The 17456-nt window shown below is 69.5% G+C and carries 14 protein-coding genes; 4 read left to right on the forward strand and 10 right to left on the reverse strand.

The window, feature by feature from the left end; all coding sequences use genetic code 11:
- Positions 1 to 41: 41 nt before the first annotated feature.
- The 4 genes from ACLIME_RS07575 to ACLIME_RS07590 are packed head-to-tail and all read right to left on the reverse strand — an operon-like array spanning position 42 to position 4623.
- Positions 42 to 1028, reverse strand: coding sequence for an MraY family glycosyltransferase (locus tag ACLIME_RS07575; protein ID WP_411558559.1), 987 nt, complete (start codon positions 1026 to 1028; stop codon positions 42 to 44).
- Positions 1025 to 2845, reverse strand: a complete 1821-nt coding sequence (locus ACLIME_RS07580) for a polysaccharide biosynthesis protein (protein WP_124769589.1) — start codon at positions 2843 to 2845, stop codon at positions 1025 to 1027. Before ACLIME_RS07580 ends, ACLIME_RS07575 begins: the two co-directional genes overlap by 4 nt.
- Before the next feature lie 12 nt (positions 2846 to 2857).
- Complete coding sequence (locus tag ACLIME_RS07585) at positions 2858 to 3829, reverse strand: NAD-dependent epimerase/dehydratase family protein (RefSeq protein ID WP_411558560.1); 972 nt, start codon at positions 3827 to 3829, stop codon at positions 2858 to 2860.
- Positions 3826 to 4623: a glycosyltransferase family 2 protein gene (locus ACLIME_RS07590; protein WP_139382577.1), complete on the reverse strand. Its 798-nt coding sequence runs from the start codon at positions 4621 to 4623 to the stop codon at positions 3826 to 3828. Before ACLIME_RS07590 ends, ACLIME_RS07585 begins: the two co-directional genes overlap by 4 nt.
- A 125-nt stretch (positions 4624 to 4748) precedes the next feature.
- On the opposite strand from ACLIME_RS07590, the gene ACLIME_RS07595 reads away from it, so the two are divergent.
- Positions 4749 to 5387, forward strand: coding sequence for an HAD-IA family hydrolase (locus tag ACLIME_RS07595; protein ID WP_342450896.1), 639 nt, complete (start codon positions 4749 to 4751; stop codon positions 5385 to 5387).
- Positions 5388 to 5556: 169 nt separating this feature from the next.
- Here the strand turns inward: ACLIME_RS07595 and prmC are convergent, their stop codons facing one another.
- Positions 5557 to 6465 (reverse strand): peptide chain release factor N(5)-glutamine methyltransferase, encoded by a 909-nt coding sequence (prmC, locus tag ACLIME_RS07600; protein WP_241160911.1) that lies wholly within the window; start codon positions 6463 to 6465, stop codon positions 5557 to 5559.
- Positions 6466 to 6628: 163 nt separating this feature from the next.
- Here prmC and cysK point away from each other — a divergent pair, with 163 nt between their 5' ends.
- The 3 genes from cysK to ACLIME_RS07615 all read left to right on the forward strand — a co-directional run bounded on the left by cysK (position 6629) and on the right by ACLIME_RS07615 (position 9792).
- A complete protein-coding gene (cysK, locus tag ACLIME_RS07605; RefSeq protein ID WP_079707199.1) occupies positions 6629 to 7567 on the forward strand; it encodes a cysteine synthase A in 939 nt (312 codons plus the stop codon).
- Positions 7568 to 7576: 9 nt separating this feature from the next.
- A complete protein-coding gene (gene epsC, locus ACLIME_RS07610) occupies positions 7577 to 8143 on the forward strand; it encodes a serine O-acetyltransferase EpsC (protein ID WP_137243300.1) in 567 nt (188 codons plus the stop codon).
- Between the two features lie 92 nt (positions 8144 to 8235).
- On the forward strand, positions 8236 to 9792 hold the full coding sequence (locus ACLIME_RS07615) for an ABC-F family ATP-binding cassette domain-containing protein (protein ID WP_411558561.1): 1557 nt from the start codon (positions 8236 to 8238) through the stop codon (positions 9790 to 9792).
- Between the two features lie 65 nt (positions 9793 to 9857).
- Here the strand turns inward: ACLIME_RS07615 and prfA are convergent, their stop codons facing one another.
- From prfA to lysA, 5 genes are all read right to left on the reverse strand, one after another.
- The gene (prfA, locus tag ACLIME_RS07620) at positions 9858 to 10937 is read right to left on the reverse strand and encodes a peptide chain release factor 1 (RefSeq protein WP_071262434.1); all 1080 of its coding nucleotides are present in this window, start codon (positions 10935 to 10937) and stop codon (positions 9858 to 9860) included.
- Between the two features lie 109 nt (positions 10938 to 11046).
- Positions 11047 to 13266 (reverse strand): transcription termination factor Rho, encoded by a 2220-nt coding sequence (gene rho / locus ACLIME_RS07625; RefSeq protein WP_411558562.1) that lies wholly within the window; start codon positions 13264 to 13266, stop codon positions 11047 to 11049.
- A 232-nt stretch (positions 13267 to 13498) separates the two neighbouring features.
- Complete coding sequence (thrB, locus tag ACLIME_RS07630; protein ID WP_071262436.1) at positions 13499 to 14455, reverse strand: homoserine kinase; 957 nt, start codon at positions 14453 to 14455, stop codon at positions 13499 to 13501.
- Between the two features lie 65 nt (positions 14456 to 14520).
- Positions 14521 to 15840 (reverse strand): homoserine dehydrogenase, encoded by a 1320-nt coding sequence (locus ACLIME_RS07635; RefSeq protein ID WP_079002763.1) that lies wholly within the window; start codon positions 15838 to 15840, stop codon positions 14521 to 14523.
- Positions 15837 to 17243 carry a diaminopimelate decarboxylase gene (lysA, locus tag ACLIME_RS07640; RefSeq protein WP_124769595.1) on the reverse strand — a complete coding sequence of 469 codons (1407 nt, stop codon included), beginning with the start codon at positions 17241 to 17243 and terminating at the stop codon, positions 15837 to 15839. The genes ACLIME_RS07635 and lysA overlap by 4 nt, the downstream gene beginning before the upstream one ends.
- Between the last annotated feature and the right edge of the window lie 213 nt (positions 17244 to 17456).

Here is a 17456-nt window from a genome sequence, read left to right on the forward strand (position 1 = left end):
CGGTGATCAGTCGGCCGGATGATCGGGGTGACGACGCTCAATCATAGCCTCGGGCGTCTTCCGAGCAGTCTGGGCAGGCACAGGTAGACGACGAGGACGAGCAGGATGCCGAGGACGGCGAGGACCTGGAAGGGCCAGGCGCCCGTCGCGACGACCACCCCGAGGAGCCCGGTGGAGAGGGTCGCGACGCTGACGACGGCGGTGGACCCGAGGTGACCGAGTCCGCCGGCGGCGAGACGCTGGTACACGTGGCTGCGATGCGCCTCGTGCAGCGGCTCCCCCCGCCGCCAGCGCGCGATGATCGTCGTGCCGGTGTCGGCGACGTACACGAGGACCGGGCCGATCAGCGCGACGAAGGAGATGCCGCTGAAGGCAGCGTAGATGGCGACCGCGACGAGGGAGCCGCCGAGCAGGTAGCTGCCGACGTCGCCCAGGAACATCCGGCGCCGAGCGAGGTTCCACGGCAGGAACCCGAGGAACGCGGCCGCCACGACGAGGCCGGCTGCCGTGACGCCAGGGAGACCGGCCACGGCGCCGAGACCGGCGTAGAACCCGCCGACGACCGTGCCGTGCATCGAGGAGATGCCGTTGACGCCGTCCATGAAGTTCGCGATGTTCGTGTAGGCGACGAGCGCCACGATCCCGAGCGGGATCCACCAGGAACTCGCGGCCATCGAGACGACGAGCACCCAGGTCGCCACGAGTCCGAGTACGACCTGCAAGCCGAAGCGCACCCGGACGGGGAGTCCGCGGACGTCCTCCACGGCTCCGATGGCCGCGTTCACGATCGACACGGCGGCGACGATCCAGAGCGGCAGACTGTGGAGCAGGACCGCGGCCGTGCCGAGACCGACGGCGACCGCGAGCGCGACGCCGATCCCTCCCCCGCGGATCGTCGGCGTGACGTGCATGGATCGGTGGTTCGGGGTGTCGACGACCGCCCGACGGAGGAGGATCGGGCGGATGGCGAGCTGGGACAGCAGGCTCACGACGAGCGCGAGCACCCCCGCCAGGATGGCAACCGTCATTGCACCAGGTGGTGGGTGCCGGCGCCCTCGTCGGCGATCGTCTCCCGCCAGACGGCGATGTCGAGGAGTGCCGGGTCGAGCGGTTGGATCCGCGTGTGCGAGACCTTCGGGTGCTTCGAGCGGTCGGCGATCTCGTCGGTGTCGATGAGGACCTCGTGCAGCTTCTCGCCGTGCCGGAGACCGGTGTACACGATCTCGACGTCCTTGCCGGACGCGGCGATCATGCGCTTGGCGACGTCGAGGATGCGGACCGGACGGCCCATGTCGAGGATGAGGACCTCGCCCGGGTCGCCGATCGCGCCGGCCTGGATGACGAGCTTCGACGCTTCGGGGATCGTCATGAAGAAGCGGGTGACGTCGGGGTGCGTGACCGTGACCGGACCGCCGGCTTCGATCTGGGCGGTGAACGCCGGGATGGCGGAACCGCGGCTGCCGATGACGTTGCCGAACCGGACCGAGAGGTACCGCGCGTCGGTCTCCTGGGCGCTCATCCATGCGGTGAGCTTCTCGGCGATGCGCTTGCTGTACCCGAGGACGGTCGTCGGGTTCGCCGCCTTGTCGGTCGAGATGTTGACGAAGGTGCCGACGCCGACCGCCCGCGCCGCGTTGAGGACGTTCAGGGTGCCGAGGACGTTGTTCTTCCAGGCCTCGTCGGGGTACTGCTCGAGCATCGGAGCGTGCTTCAGTGCTGCCGCGTGGAAGACGACGTCGGGACGGCGGTCCTCGAAGATCTCCATGAGCGACGGGAGGTCGCGGATGTCGGCGAGCACGACCTCCTTGGTGTCGAGCAGACCGTGTCCGGAGATCGAGAGCTGCGTGGTGTGGAGCCCCGTCTCGTCGCGGTCGAGCAGGACGAGCTCCGCCGGACCGAACTGGTTGACCTGCCGGGCGATCTCGGAGCCGATGGATCCGCCGGCACCGGTGACGAGCACGCGCTTACCGGTGAGGTACCCCGCGATGCTCTCGACCTGCAGGTCGACGGTGTTGCGGCCGATGAAGTCCTCGACGTTGAGGTCGCGCAGGCTCGGCGCGCTCTCGCCCGTCCCGGGAGCCAGCATCGTGTCGATGGGCGGCACGACGAGCACCCGGAGCTTCGCCTCGTCGGCTCGCTCACTGACCTGGCGGATGAAGTCGTTGTCGACGTCCGCGATGCTGATGATGAGCGCCTGCGCCCCGGTGCGCTTGACGGCCGCCACCAGGTCGGCTCCCGTGCCGACCACGGCGACCGAGGCGATGCGGAAGTTGCGCTTCGACGGGTCGTCGTCGATGACGCCCACCGGGAGGTAGGGCGACTGCGGGTCACGCATGAGCCGAGGGATGATCGACATCCCCAGCGCACCGGCTCCGTAGACGAGGACGCGCTGCGCCTCGATCGGCCGACTGCGACTGTCGACGAAGAGGCGCTTGATGTACCGCGTGATGCCCATGAAGACGATCGCGAACGGGAACGCGATCACCGTCGTGGACCGTGGAACCCCCCACGCGACGCCGAACACCGCGTTGACCGCGATGAGGATCGCGGTGACGATCAGCGCGACGACGATGAGCTGTTTCGCCTCGTAGAAGCTGCCGAAGCTGTGCAGGCCGTGGTAGTAGCTCCACAGGTAGGCCACGATGAGCTGGGCGACCACGGCGATGACGCACAGGAGGACCGTCCCCACGAGGGCCACGCGCTCGTACTCGAGCTCGAACCGGACGAGCTGGGCGACCACGATGGCGAGCACCCAGCACAGTGCGTCGAGGGCGGTCTTCGCGGCGAAACGAGGACCGGGCGCCTGCGTCCATCTACGGGGGGCGTCGGGGAGCGTGGAGGTCATAACGTGTCGATCCTACCGATCGCCGGCTTCGCGTTGGCTGCGCACGGACTGCGCGTCGGGGCCGGGCGCACCGCGCTCCGCGGCGAGGGCTGCGATCGAGGACCGGAGACCGTCGTCCGTCGCCGTCGGCATGCGCTCGTGCCCGAGTGCGCCGAGCAGTCGGGCACCGGAGACGCGGTAGTCCTCGGTGAGCTTCGCGAGACGCCCGGAGTTGAGCGGCACGGCGGGGACGCGATCGCCGACGACGGCCGCCAACCGCACGAGGGCCGGTGGGAGCGCCAGGCGACGGACCCGGCGACCGGTGACCTCGGCGATGAGCGTGACGAGGTGCCCCGTCGACACGGGCTCGTCGTCGGCGACGAGGTAGACACCCGACGTGACGGCGGGCGTGTCGATGATGCTCGTGATCGCCCACGTGAGGTTCTGGATCGACACGAAGCTGCGCTCGTTGCGGAAGGCGTCGAGCGGGTACGGGATGCCGCGGGACAGCAGACCGAACAGGAGGCGCAGGTTGCCCTTGTCCCCCGGCCCGTGCACCATCGTCGGACGGAGGACGATCGTCCGGCGACCGGCGGGCGGTTCGACGGCGAGCAGGAGCCGCTCGGCTGCGAGCTTCGACTTCCCGTACGGGGTCACCGGGTGGGGCTCGGCGGACTCGTCGAGCACGCCGTCGACCGTCGCCTCGTTCACCGCGGCGACGCTGCTCAGCTGGATGAAGGTGGTGGCGTCCGACGCCAGGAAGGCGACGTACGCGCGTTCGGCGAGGTCGGTGTTGATCCGGCGGTACACCTCGGGAGAGGCGGTGCCGTCGAGGTCGTGCGCCTTCCCGGCGAGGTTCACCACGACGTCGACGTCCGCCGGGAAGGGCTCCCCCGTCCACCCGCGCAACGAGAACGGCACGACCTCGTGGCCGGCCGCCTCGAGGACGGGGACGAGGTTCGTCCCGATGAAGCCGGTCGCACCGGTCACGAGCACCCGGCTCATCGTCCGAACCATCCCCACGTGCGGAAGTACACGAAGGCCCCCTGGATCGAGTACCACATCAGCTTCCGGTTGTGATGCGAGCCCTTCGCGAAGTGGTGGTGGATCGTCGCGCCGGGGTAATACGCGGTCCGGGACACCTGGAGGAAGCGTCGGGTGAGGTCGGCGTCCTCGATGTACATGAAGATCCGCTCGTCGAAGAAGCCGACGCGGTGCAGGGTCGAGGTCCGGAGGAACATGAAGCACCCCGAGAGGTAGGGCACGTCGAACATCGTCTTGCTGTAGTCGTGCGCCGGGTTCTCGTCGATGTCGCGGTACTCGTAGCGGGCCATGCGCTTCGCGACGAGCGGCTTCAGCGGACCGGGCAGGAATCGGCGGGCGAACAGGTCGAAGACGGAGGGGTTCCGCTTCACCAGGTACTGGAGGGATCCGTCGGGGTACAGCACCTTCGGCATGACGTGCCCGACCTCGGGGTGCTCGAGCATGAACTCGTGGAGCTGCTCGATCGCCTCCGGCTCGAAGTACACGTCCGGGTTGACCACCATGTGGAACTTCGAGCGCCCGAGGACCTTCGCGATCGCGAGGTTGTGGGCGGCGCCGAAGCCGGGGTTCGAGGGGTTGTGCAGGTACTCGACCCGCGGGTCGACCACGAGGTCGCGGAGCTCGTCCGTCGGCGAGTTGTCGACGAGGTAGAGCGTCTCGACGAGCGGGCTGCCGAGGGTCGAGTCGATGGCCGCACGCAGCTTGTCGCGATCGTTCCGGTACATGACGATGCAGGCGGTCACAGGACGGTCCACGGTTCACCCTCTCCGGCGGCGGGGACGGCACCGCCGAGGCACGACGGACGTGGGCCCGACGCGCCTGGTCAGTCTACGTGCTGCCCGCGTCCGGTCCTGGGAGCCCGTGGCCGCATACTGGAGTGGTGCCAGAGCGTGTGTTCTTCTTCGACTGCGACAAGACCCTGTACGACTACGACTTCCGGAAACGCCTCCCGGCGCTCTCCCGGTTGACGGGCGTGAGCCAGTACCGGCTCGCGAAGCAGTGGTGGGTCGGCGGCCACGAGGCCGCGGCCAACATCGGCGAGTACCCGACGAGCGACGACTATCTGGCGGTGTTCGCCGAGGTCACCGGATACCCGCTGTCCCTCGAGGAGTGGCGCGAAGCCCGTGCGGCGGCGATGACCCCGGTTCCCGGCGTCCTGGCCACCCTCGCCCGTGCCGCGACCCTCGGCACGGTCTCCCTGCTGTCGAACAACCCGATCCCGTTCCGGGACTCCTTCGCGCAGCTGGCTCCCGAGGCCGCAGCCCTCCTCGGCGAGAACGACCTCGTGTCCGCCGTCCTGGGAGCGGAGAAACCCGAGCCCCGTGTCTACACCCGCGCGCTCAGCCGGTACGGCGTCGCGCCCGACCGCACCATGCTCATCGACGACTCCGCGGCGAACTGCGCGGGCGCCGAGGCCGTGGGGATGCACGCGTTCCAACTGACGAAGGACGCCTCAGGCGCATTCGACGTCGCGGGACTCGACGCCGCGGTCGACGCCTTCGTGGCGGCCACACCCTGACTCGACCCACCGGGCGATGCGTCCCACCGGTCCCTGAACCGAACCACGACTCCCTGGACCGAACCATCGGTCCCTGAGCTTGTCGAAGGGCGGCTCGGACTCGCCCTTCGACAGGCTCAGGGACCGGAAGAGGGGCCTACGGAGCGGAGAATCGCGGGCTCGCGACGCGTCAGCGGATCGCGATGGTGGTGCGGTCTCGGGTGGTGAGGTCGCGGTGCGTCGCCGCAGCGTGCCAACCGTCGGCCGTGAGCAGCTCGCGGATGGCCTGCCCCTGGAGTTCACCGTGCTCGATGATGAGCGTGCCGCCCCGGTGGAGCAGTCGCTGCGCGGTGGCGGACACCTGGCGCACCACGTCGAGTCCGTCCGGTCCGCCGTAGAGCGCGGCCGAGGGGTCGTGGAGACGCACTTCGGGATCGCGCGGGATCGCGTCGTCCGGGACGTATGGAGGGTTCGAGATCACGACGTCCACCGAGCCGTCGAGCTCGTGAAAGGCGTCGGCGAGGTGCTCGAAGACCACGGTGGCGTTGTCTGCACCGGATTCGGCGAAGTTCCGTCTCGCCCAGATGAACGCCTCGACCGAGTTCTCGGTCGCGTAGATCGCCGCGTTCGGGACCTCGGTCGCCATCGCCAGCGCGATCGCTCCACTGCCGGTGCCGAGGTCGACGCCGATGGGCCGAGGGATCGGCACGGCTCGGAGCGCGTCGATCGCGAACTGCACGACCGACTCGGTCTCGGGGCGCGGGACGAAGACGCCTGGTCCGACCGCGAGTTCCATCGAACGGAACGCGGCACGACCCGTGATGTGCTGCAGCGGTTCACGCGCGGCCCGACGCTCGACCAGCTCGGCGAACACGGTGCGTTCTTCGGCGTCCAACACGCGACCGGTGATCGCCGCGGCTTGTACAGCCCCGCGACCGAGTCCGAGCACGTGTCCGAGGAGGAGCTCCGCGTCGACGTCGGGTGACGGCACGGCTGCACGGGTGAGGATCTCGACGGCGTGTCGGCGCGCGAGTTCGACGGTCGCAGGGTGGCCGGCGGACGGGGTGTCTGCGGCGGCGGCGGAAGGGGTGCTGGGCATGAGCGAGGTCATCATCTGGGGCGGCCTGGTCGGGTGGGCCGCACCGAGCCTACCCCACCGCCTCGGTGCGGCCGCGGGCCGGCGACCCTCGTCGTCACACGGGACACCCCCGATCGGCCAGGTCGTAGGCTGGACCGAGCCCCGTTCGAGGAAGAGGAACACCGTGACCGGCACCGTCTACACCGACATCACCCAGGCCTACGGCCGTACCCCGCTCGTCCGTCTGAACCGCATCGCCGAGGGTGTCGGCGCGACCGTCCTGGCGAAGCTGGAGTTCTACAACCCCGGATCGAGTGTCAAGGACCGTCTGGGTATCGCGCTCGTCGATGCGGCGGAGGCCTCGGGCCAGCTCCAGCCAGGAGGGACCATCGTCGAGTCGACGAGCGGGAACACCGGCATCGCGCTCGCCCTCGTGGGAGCCGCGCGGGGCTACCGGGTCATCCTCACGATGCCCGCCTCGATGAGCAAGGAACGCCGGACCCTCCTCCGCGCCTACGGCGCCGAGCTCGTCCTCACCGATCCGACCAAGGGGATGGCGAACGCCGTGCAGGAGGCGCAGCGCATCGTCGCCGAGCACCCCGGCGCCGTCTGGGTCAGGCAGTTCGAGAACGAGGCGAACCCCGCCATCCACCGGCGGACGACCGCACCCGAGATCTGGGAGGACACCGCCGGCACGGTCGACGCGTTCGTCGCGGGCATCGGGACGGGCGGGACGATCACCGGCGTCGGCGGCTGGCTCCGCGAACACAACCCCGATGTGCAGATCATCGCCGTGGAACCCGCGGACTCCCCGCTGCTCAGCGAGGGTCGCGCCGGTGGACACAAGATCCAGGGCATCGGCCCGAACTTCGTGCCCGACATCCTCGACACCTCCTTGTTCAGCGAGATCATCCCGGTCGAGACCGACACGGCCTACGCGACCGCACGACGCCTCGCGACCGACGACGGCATCATCGGCGGCATGTCCTCCGGCGCCGCGGTGTGGGCAGCCCTCGAGGTCGGACGCCGTCCGGAGATGGCCGGCAAGACCATCGTCGTCATCATCCCCGACGCGGGCGAGCGCTACCTGTCGACGACGATGTACGACGACCTGCGCGACTAGGCTCGACGCATGGGAATGCTGTCGCGGGTCCGCGAGGACATCGGTGCCGCACGCGCACACGATCCGGCGGCCCGCGGCACCATCGAGATCGCGCTCAGCTACTCCGGCCTGCACGCCGTCTGGGCGTACCGGCTGCACCACCGCCTGTGGCGGCGCGGCTTCCGCACCCTCGCCCGGTTCGGCTCCCAGTTCACCCGGTTCCTCACCGGGATCGAGATCCACCCGGGCGCCCGGATCGGCAGGCGGTTCTTCATCGACCACGGCATGGGCGTCGTCATCGGCGAGACGGCCGAGGTGGGCGACGACGTCATGATCTTCCACGGCGTGACCCTCGGCGGGAAGAGCCGCGGCGTCGGCAAGCGCCACCCGACCATCGGTGACGGCGTCGCCGTCGGCGCCGGGGCGAAGATCCTCGGGCCCATCCTGATCGGGGCGGGGACCATCGTCGGCGCGAACGCCGTCGTCACCAAGGCATGCCCACCCCGCAGCCTGCTGCTCGGTGTCCCGGCGGTCGAGCGTCCGCGCGGGAGCGGCACGCACGGTCTCGCGTTGCTCGATCCCGAATACCACATCTGATCCGCGCGAGGTGAGGTGATCCGTCACCCGTGCCTCCCCCGGACGACGATCCCCCGCATCCCACCTGCATCCCCGCTCCTCGAGAGGTCCCCATGAGTCTCATCCGCCTGCACGACGTCACCGTCCGGTTCGAGGAGCGCCCGGTGCTCCGCGACGTCTTCTTCCGGCTCGAGCCAGGCGACCGGGTCGGGCTCATCGGCCGGAACGGCTCCGGCAAGTCCACCCTCCTGAAGCTCGCGCTCGACCAGCTCCAGCCGGACTCGGGCACCGTGACCATCGAGGACGGGACGCGGATCGGGTACTTCTCGCAGTTCTCGGAGCTCGACGGCAGCGCCACCATCACCGAGGTCCTCGAAGGACTCTTCGGTCACATCCACGCCATCGAGGCGGAACTCGCATCCATCGACGCCGCGATCGCCGCCGACCCGAACGACCTCGACGGGATGACGAAGCTCATCGAACGGCAGGCCGAACTCTTCGAGGAGATGGAGCGCCAGGACGGCTGGGACTACCAGCGCCACATCGACACCGCCCTCACCACGCTCGGCTTCGACGCCGCGCGCCGCGTGCTCCCCATCGACTCGCTCTCCGGTGGTTGGCGCAACCGCGCGGCGCTCGCGAAGATCCTCCTCGAGCGGCCGGACGTCCTGCTCCTCGACGAGCCGACGAACTTCCTCGACGTCGCGGGGGTCGAGTGGCTCGAATCCTGGTTCGGCTCGTTCCGCGGCGCGGCGATCGTCGTCTCGCACGACCGGACCTTCCTCGACGCCGTGGTCACACGCATCGTCGAGGTCGAGAACTTCCACCTCCACGAGTACCCCGGGAGCTTCGACGAGTACGTCGTCCAGAAGCAGTTCCGGCTCAAGAGCCTCGAGGCGCAGTTCGTCCACGAGTCCGAACTGCTCGCCTTCGAGGCCGAGGGCATCTCGGACCGTCGCGAGGCGGCCAAGGCCGCCGGGAAGAAGGACCTCTCCTCGCAGCTGGCGAAGATCAAGAAGGCCAGGCCGCCGCGTCCGGTCGACGACATCATCACCGACATCTACGGCGGCCTGCACATCAAGGACACGCTCTGCCGGATCCAGGGGCTCACGAAGGCCTACGGCGAGCACACGCTGTTCGACGGACTCGACCTCGAGATCGGCCGCCGCGAACGCATCGTCGTCCACGGACCGAACGGCGCGGGCAAGTCCACGTTCCTCCGGATCCTCGAGGGCGACGAACGCGCCGACGCCGGTCACGTCACCTGGACCGGTGGGGTCCGATACGCGTCCTACAACCAGATGGTCGACGAGCTGGACCTCACCGACACGGTGGCGCACGCCGTCGGCGCCATGCCCGACAGCCTCGCCTTCGCAGCGACGAAGAAGTCAGTGAACCGCTTCCTCGGTATGTTCCAGTTCTCCGACGCCGACCTCAAACAGAAGATCGGCATGCTCTCGGGTGGGCAGCGCGCCCGCGTCGCCATGGCCCAGTGCCTGCTCTCCGGAGCTTCGGTGCTCCTCCTCGACGAGCCGACGAACCACCTGGACCTCGCGAGCACGCAGGTGATGGAGCGCGCACTCGTGCACTTCCCCGGCGCCATCGTCGTGGTCAGCCACGACCGGTTCTTCGCCGACAAGGTCGCGACGAAGCGACTGCGCATCGGCTGAACGACGAAAGCGCAGTCGTGGTCGTCATCCGAGCGGGATGACGACCACGACTGCGCTCTCGAGTGCTAGTCCTGGTCGCCGATGTCGGCCAGGCGCGCTTCCTCATCGGCGGTGATCGCCGATTCGATGATCGGCCCGAGCGCGCCGTTCATGACGCCGTCGAGGTTGTACGCCTTGTACCCGGTCCGGTGGTCGGCGATGCGGTTCTCCGGGAAGTTGTAGGTGCGGATGCGCTCGGAGCGGTCCATCGTGCGGATCTGCGTCTTGCGGGCAGCGCTGTCGAGTGCCGCCTGCTCCTCCTGCTGACGCGCGAGGATGCGAGCGCGGAGCACACGCATGCCGGCCTCACGGTTCTGCAGCTGGCTCTTCTCGTTCTGCATCGACACCACGATGCCGGTCGGCAGGTGGGTGATGCGCACCGCGGAGTCCGTGGTGTTGACCGACTGACCGCCGGGGCCGCTCGACCGGTAGACGTCGATCTTCAGGTCGTTCTGGCTGATCTCGACCTCCTCCGGCTCATCGACCTCGGGGAAGACGAGGACACCCGTGGTGGAGGTGTGGATGCGGCCTTGGGACTCGGTGGCCGGGACGCGCTGCACGCGGTGCACGCCGCCCTCGTACTTGAGGTGCGCCCAGACCCCCTGCGACGGGTCGGTCGCGTTCGACTTGATCGCCACCTGGACGTCCTTGTATCCACCGAGGTCGCTCTCGGTGCGTTCGAGGAGCTCGGTCTTCCACCCCTTGGACTCCGCGTAGTGCAGGTACATCCGGAGCAGGTCGGCGGCGAAGAGCGCGCTCTCGGCGCCGCCCTCGCCACCCTTGATCTCCATGATGACGTCGCGGCCGTCGTCGGGGTCGCGCGGGATGAGCAGACGGCGGAGCTTCTCCTGGTTGGTCACCAGCAGCTCTTCGAGCACCGGCACCTCCTCGGCGAACGCCTCGTCCTCCTTGGCGAGTTCCCGGGCGGCGTCGAGGTCCTCCTGCGTCGCCTGCCAGGTGTGGTAGGCCGCGATGATCTTCGACAGCTCGGCGTAGCGGCGGTTGATCTTCTTCGACCGTGCGGGGTCGGCGTGGACCGCCGGGTCGGCGAGCTGATCCTGGAGATCTTTGTGCTCGGCGACGAGCGTCTCAACTGATTCGAACATCGTTCTCTTCCTTCATCACCATCATGCGGCACCGGGGGCGAAACGGGACCGACCCCACCCGTTCCCGATGCCGGTGCGGCGCGGGTACGGATGGGGTCGGTCGGGACCGCTAGCGGTGGTTGTTCTCGTGTCCGTGGCTGTGCGAGGTCGGTGCGGGCATCGACTTCTGCATCTGAACGAGGAACTCCACGTTGGACGTGGTCTCCTTCAGCTTGCCGAGGACGACCTCGAGGGCCTGCTGCTGGTCGAGGCCGGCGAGGGCACGACGCAGCTTCCAGGTGACCTTGACCTCGTCGGGGGCGAGCAGCATCTCCTCGCGGCGGGTCGAGGACGCGTTGACGTCCACGGCCGGGAAGATCCGCTTGTCGGCGAGCTGGCGCGAGAGCCGGAGCTCCGAGTTGCCGGTGCCCTTGAACTCCTCGAAGATGACCTCGTCCATCTTGGAACCGGTCTCGACGAGCGCGGTCGCGAGGATCGTGAGGGATCCGCCGTTCTCGATGTTGCGAGCGGCACCGAAGAAACGCTTCGGCGGGTACAGCGCCGCGGCGTCGACACCGCCGGAGAGGATCCGACCCGAGGCGGGTGCGGCCAGGTTGTAGGCACGACCGAGACGCGTGATCGAGTCGAGCAGCACGACGACGTCGTGGCCGAGCTCGACGAGACGCTTGGCGCGCTCGATCGCGAGTTCGGCGACCGTCGTGTGGTCCTCGGCCGGACGGTCGAAGGTGGAGGCGATGACCTCACCCTTCACCGTGCGCTGCATGTCGGTGACCTCTTCGGGACGCTCGTCGACCAGCACGACCATGAGGTGGACCTCAGGGTTGTTGATCGAGATCGCGTTGGCGATCTGCTGGAGGACGATGGTCTTCCCGGCCTTCGGCGGGGCGACGATCAGGCCGCGCTGGCCCTTGCCGATCGGTGCGACGAGGTCGATGATGCGCTGCGTGAGCTTCGTCTGCTCCGTCTCGAGACGGAGGCGCTCCTGCGGGTACAGCGGGGTCAGCTTGCCGAACTCGACGCGGGCGCCGGCCTCGTCGACGGACAGGCCGTTGACGGAGTCGACCTTGACGATCGCGTTGTACTTCTGGCGGCTGCTGCTGTCGTTGTCGCGCGGCTGACGGATGGCCCCGACGACGGCGTCACCCTTGCGCAGGTGGTACTTCTTCACCTGGCCGAGGGAGACGTAGACGTCGTTGGTGCCCGGGAGGTAGCCGGAGGTGCGCACGAAGGCGTAGTTGTCGAGGACGTCGAGGATGCCGGCGACCGGGATGAGGACGTCGTCCTCGGCGATCTCAGGCTCGACGTCGTCGTTCTGCACGGATCCGCGACGCTTGCGGTCGCGGTAGCGGCTGCGGCCGCCACGACCCTCGGAGTCGTCGCCCGGTGCGCCCTGGTTGCCCTGACCGCCCTGGTTGCCGCGGTTCTGCCCCTGCTGCTCCTGCTTGGCATCGGCCTTCTGGCCGCCGTCGGCGTTCTGGCCACCGTTGTTCTGGTTGCCGTTGTTCTGGCCACCGTTGTTCTGGTTGCGGCCTCGGCCACGACCGCGGCGCCCGCCGGACGACTGGCCGTCCTGCTGCTCGCCGTCCTGGGTGTCGTCGGCGTCCGTGTTCGCGGCGTCGTCGTTCGAGTCCTGCTCGGAGGCGTTCTGTGCGGCGCGGTTCTGCTCGCCGCCGGCCTGCTCGCCGGTGACCTGCTCAGCCGTGTTCTGCTCGGCGTCGTCGGCGTTGCGGTCGCGATCGCGTCCGCGACCACGGCGGTTGCCGCGCGAACGCCTCGGCGTCTGCTCGGGGGTCGTCTCGTCGGCGCTCGGCGACTCGGCGGTCGCGGCAGTGTCATCGGACTGCTCGGCGGGAGCCGCGTCGGCCGGAGCGGACGGTGCCTCGGCCTCGACCGGGGCGGGCGCTGCAGCCGGCGCAGCCGGTGCCTCGACGACGGGGGCGCCGACGATCGGGGTCGCGTTCGGGGCGACGGTGGCCGTCGTGGCCCGGCGGGACTTGCGTCGCGCCGGCGGGGCCGCCTTCTCGGCACCGAAGGCCTGGTCGAGCGCGAGGTCGAGCTCGGGCAGCTTGGACTGCACCGGTGCCTCCGGCGCGACTTCGAGCGCGGAGACCGACTCGATGACGTCGGCGGTCTCCGTGGCCACGGCGTCGGTGTCGGTGTCGGTGCTGTTCTGGATGTTCTGGATGGCTTCGACCAGCTCGCCCTTGCGGAGCTTCGAGGCTCCGGCCACTCCGAGAGCGGCGGCGAGACGCTGCAGGTCGGCGACCTTGAGCGTCTTCGGGTCGGCATCCAGCGAGACGCCTGAGGCGCCTTCGTTGACGTCTGTCACGTGTGTCTTCCTTCCCTTGCGTCGAGACAGAGCTGTCTCGCGCAGGCGGCGATCGCACCGGAATCCTGTGCGGCGGGTGGGTGATGTTCACACGACGCAGAGCCTGTGCGGATAGCCCGGTGCGACGACCCGGCGGAGCGCTGCTCAGCAGGATGGAAACACGGTGGGACCCGAACAGACGCGATCAATTGGTGCGAAAGCGATGATTGTGCGGAACTGCCCCGGAAGCCGGTTACGCCGAAGAGGCGGGGTGGGCCGGGTGCCCTCCCACTGTAGCACCCTTGAAGTCGACCGCGAGCATGAGCGACTGCCACGGGGTGGTGGCGTGCTCGGCGACCAGCGCAGTGGCTTCGAGGCGTCGTCCGGGATCGTCCGCGAGGACGAGGATCGACGGACCGGCGCCGGACACGACGGCGGCGAAGCCGTGCTCGCGCAGCAGCGTGATGAGGGTGTTCGTCTCGGGCATCGCTGCGGCGCGGTAGCTCTGGTGGAGCCGGTCCTCGGTGGCCGCGAGCAGGAGCTCGGGGCTCTGTGTGAGCGCGGCGACGAGGAGCGCCGAACGCGAGACGTTGAACGCCGCGTCGGCGTGCGGCACGTTGGCGGGCTGCAGGCTGCGGGCGAGTTCCGTGGACATCGTGTGCTCGGGGACGAGCACGAGCGGCGAGACCCCGCGGTGCACGATGAGCTTCTTGTGCTGCGGCCCGTCGTCAGTCGTCCACGCGATCGTCAGGCCGCCGAACAGCGCCGGAGCGACGTTGTCGGGGTGACCCTCCATCTCCGTCGCGAGCCGGAGGAGGTCGTCCGGACCGAGCTCGACCCGACCCTCGAGGAGCCCCTTCGCCGCCATGATGCCGGAGACGATCGCGGCGCCCGAGGAACCGAGGCCGCGGCCGTGCGGGATGACGTTCCGCGCGACGACGTCGAGACCGGGGAGGTCGTGGCCGTAGGCACGAAGAGCGTGTGCGATCGCGGTGATCACGAGGTTGGACGCGTCGGTCGGCACCTCGCCGGCGCCGACACCGATGACCTCCACGAACACGCCCGGCTCCTCGCGGACCGTGACGGTCAGCTCGTCGTACAGGGCGAGCGCCAGACCGAGCGTGTCGAAGCCGGGGCCGAGGTTGGCGGTGGTCGCCGGCACCTTCACGGTGACGGTGCGTCCGATCGCAAGCGGTTCGGTGTGACTCATAGGGATGCCTGCAATCTGGTGAGAGGTCGGCGAGCGACGCGGTCGGTGGTCCTGCGGTTCGGCACCTACTCGGCTCCTTCGACCCGGAGCACGGACACGACCCGCTCGACGTGGGCGTTCGAGGCGAGCTGCTCGACCGTGGCCGCGAGGGCCGATTCGAGCGCCCGGTGGGTGCCGATGACCAGGGTAGCGGTCGACAGCGTCCCGTCCGAGGAGGCCACGGACTGCTGGAAGGTCTCGACCGAGACGCCGCCGTCGCTGAGGATCCCCGCGACCGCGGCGAGCACGCCGGGTTCGTCGGCCACCTCGAGGGTGACCTGGTATCGCGTCGTGACACGGCCGATCTCGAGGACCGGCAGGTCGGCGTGCGTGGACTCGCCGACACCGGGGCCGCCGGCGACGTGACGACGGGCCGCCGAGACGAGATCGCCGAGCACCGCGGAGGCGGTCTCCTTGCCACCGGCGCCGGCGCCGTAGAACATCAGGCTCCCGGCGTTCTCGGCCTCCACGAACACGGCGTTGTTGCCGCCGTGCACGGCGGCGAGCGGGTGCTCCCGACCGATGAGCGCCGGGTAGACGCGGGCGGACAGGCCCTCCTCGCCGGTCGTCTCGTCGACGATCCGCTCCGCGATCGCGAGCAGCTTGATGACGTAGCCCTCGCTGCGGGCGAGGTCGACCTGCGCCTTCGTGATCCCGGTGATGCCTTCACGGTGGACGGCCTCGACGGGGACGGTGGTGTGGAAGGCGAGACTCGCCAGGATGGTCGCCTTCTGCGCCGCGTCGTAGCCCTCGACGTCGAGGGTCGGGTCGGCTTCGAGGTACCCGAGCTCGCTCGCGACGGCTGCCGCATCCTCCATCGTGTCGCCGAAGCGGTCCATCCGGTCGAGCATGTAGTTCGTGCTGCCGTTGACGATGCCGAGCACCCGGTTGATGCGGTCGCCCGCAAGGCTCTCCCGCAGGGGTCGGATGATCGGGATCGCCGCGGCGACGGCCGCCTCGTAGTACAGCTGGGCGCCGACCTGCTCAGCGGCGTCGAACAGTTCAGGGCCGTGCGTCGCGAGCAGCGCCTTGTTGGCGGTGACGATGTCGGCGCCGGCGTTGATGGCCTGCAGGATGTGGCTGCGCGCCGGCTCGATGCCGCCGATGAGCTCGATCACGATGTCGGCGCTCAGGATGAGCTGCTCGGCATCGGTCGTGTACAGCTCCTTCGGCAGGTCGACGTCGCGAGGTGCGTCGACGTCGCGCACGGCGATGCCGATGAGCTCGAGGCTCGCTCCGGCTCGGGACGCCAGTTCGTCGGCGTGCTCGAGCAGCAGACGCGCCACCTGCGAGCCCACCGATCCGGCGCCCAGCAGGGCGACCTTCAGTCCGCGGTATTCGATCATTCCGTGTCCAATCCCGCATCGCGGCTGAGGAGGTCGTGCTCGGTCTCGCCCCGCACGATGACGCGGGCCGCGCCACCCGACACGGCGACGACGGCCGGGCGACCGAGGTAGTTGTAGTTGCTCGCGAGGGACCAGCAGTAGGCCCCGGTCGCGGGGACGGCCAGGAGGTCGCCGTCGCGGACGTCCGCCGGCAGGTAGTCGGCGTTCACGACGATGTCGCCCGACTCACAGTGCTTGCCGGCGATCCGGACGAGCGCGGGGGACGCGTCGCTCACGCGATCGGCGATCCGGACCGTGTAGTCCGCGCCGTACAACGACGGCCGGGCGTTGTCGCTCATCCCACCGTCGACGCTGACGTAGCGGCGGACGGCCGTCTCGCCCTCGTCGTTCCAGGCGACCACGACGTCCTTGATCGTGCCGACCTCGTAGAGCGTGATGCCGGCGCCGCCGATGATCGCGCGTCCCGGTTCGAAGGCAAGCTTCGGGATCCGGACGCCGTGGAGGTCGGCCGCAGCCTGGACACCGGCGAGGATGTCCGCCGCGAGCTGCTCGATCGGCGTCGGGTCGTCGGCGCTGGTGTAGGCGATGCCGAAGCCACCACCGAGGTTGAGCTCGGGCACGGGGCCGCCCTCGAGCAGGCGCGCGTGCACGGCGAGCAGGCGTGCGGCGGATTCGGCGAACCCGTCGGACCCGAAGATCTGCGAGCCGATGTGGCAGTGGAGTCCGAGGAAGTCGAGCGAGGCGTGGGACCGGATGCGCGCGACGGCGTCGGCGGCGTCCTCGAGCGGCAGGCCGAACTTCTGGTCCTCGTGGGCGGTCGCGAGGTACTCGTGCGTGTGGGCGTGGACGCCGCTGTTCACGCGCAGGCGCACCGACTGGACCCGGCCGGCGCGCTCTGCCGCCGCGGCGACGCGGTCGATCTCGGTGAGGCTGTCGAGCACGATGGCGCCGATCCCGACGCCCACGGCTCGCTCGATCTCCGCGACCGACTTGTTGTTGCCGTGGAAGCCCAGCTGGGCCGGATCGGTTCCGGCGGCGAGTGCGACGGCGAGTTCTCCGCCGCTGCAGATGTCGATGCGGAGGCCCTCCGCCGTCATCCACCGCGCGACCTCGGTCGAGAGGAACGCCTTCCCCGCGTAGTAGACGGCGACACTCGTGCCGCGGGCGGCCGCCTCACGCTCGAACGCCTCTCGCAGCGTGCGGGCGCGGGCCCGCGCGTCGTCCTCGTCGACGACGTAGAGCGGCGTGCCGAAGCGCTCCTGGAGCGCGCGGACGTCGACGCCGCCGAGCTGCAGGAGGCCGTCAGCGTCACGGGCGGCCGACGCCGGCCACACGGCCGGATCGAGCGCGTTCGGATCGACGGGCTCGGCGAGCCAGTCGGGGGCGAGGGGGTTTCTGGCCACGGGGGTGTCCTGAGTCCTGTTGAGCGGAAAAGGAGGTTCTCGTTGGGCGAGCGGACCCGGTTTGGCCCCTGAAGCACCGATTTGTAGAGCACCGAAGAAGGTGGATGCGCACGACCGGGTGGTTGGTGATCCCGGTCGTCCGCACCCATCGTCGCTCGGTTGGAACGACTGAGGTGGAACACGGGCCTGGAGGCCCGGCGGCACACCTCACCG

This window comes from Plantibacter sp. MPB07, from assembly GCF_046619465.1.
GTDB lineage: Bacteria > Actinomycetota > Actinomycetes > Actinomycetales > Microbacteriaceae > Plantibacter > Plantibacter auratus.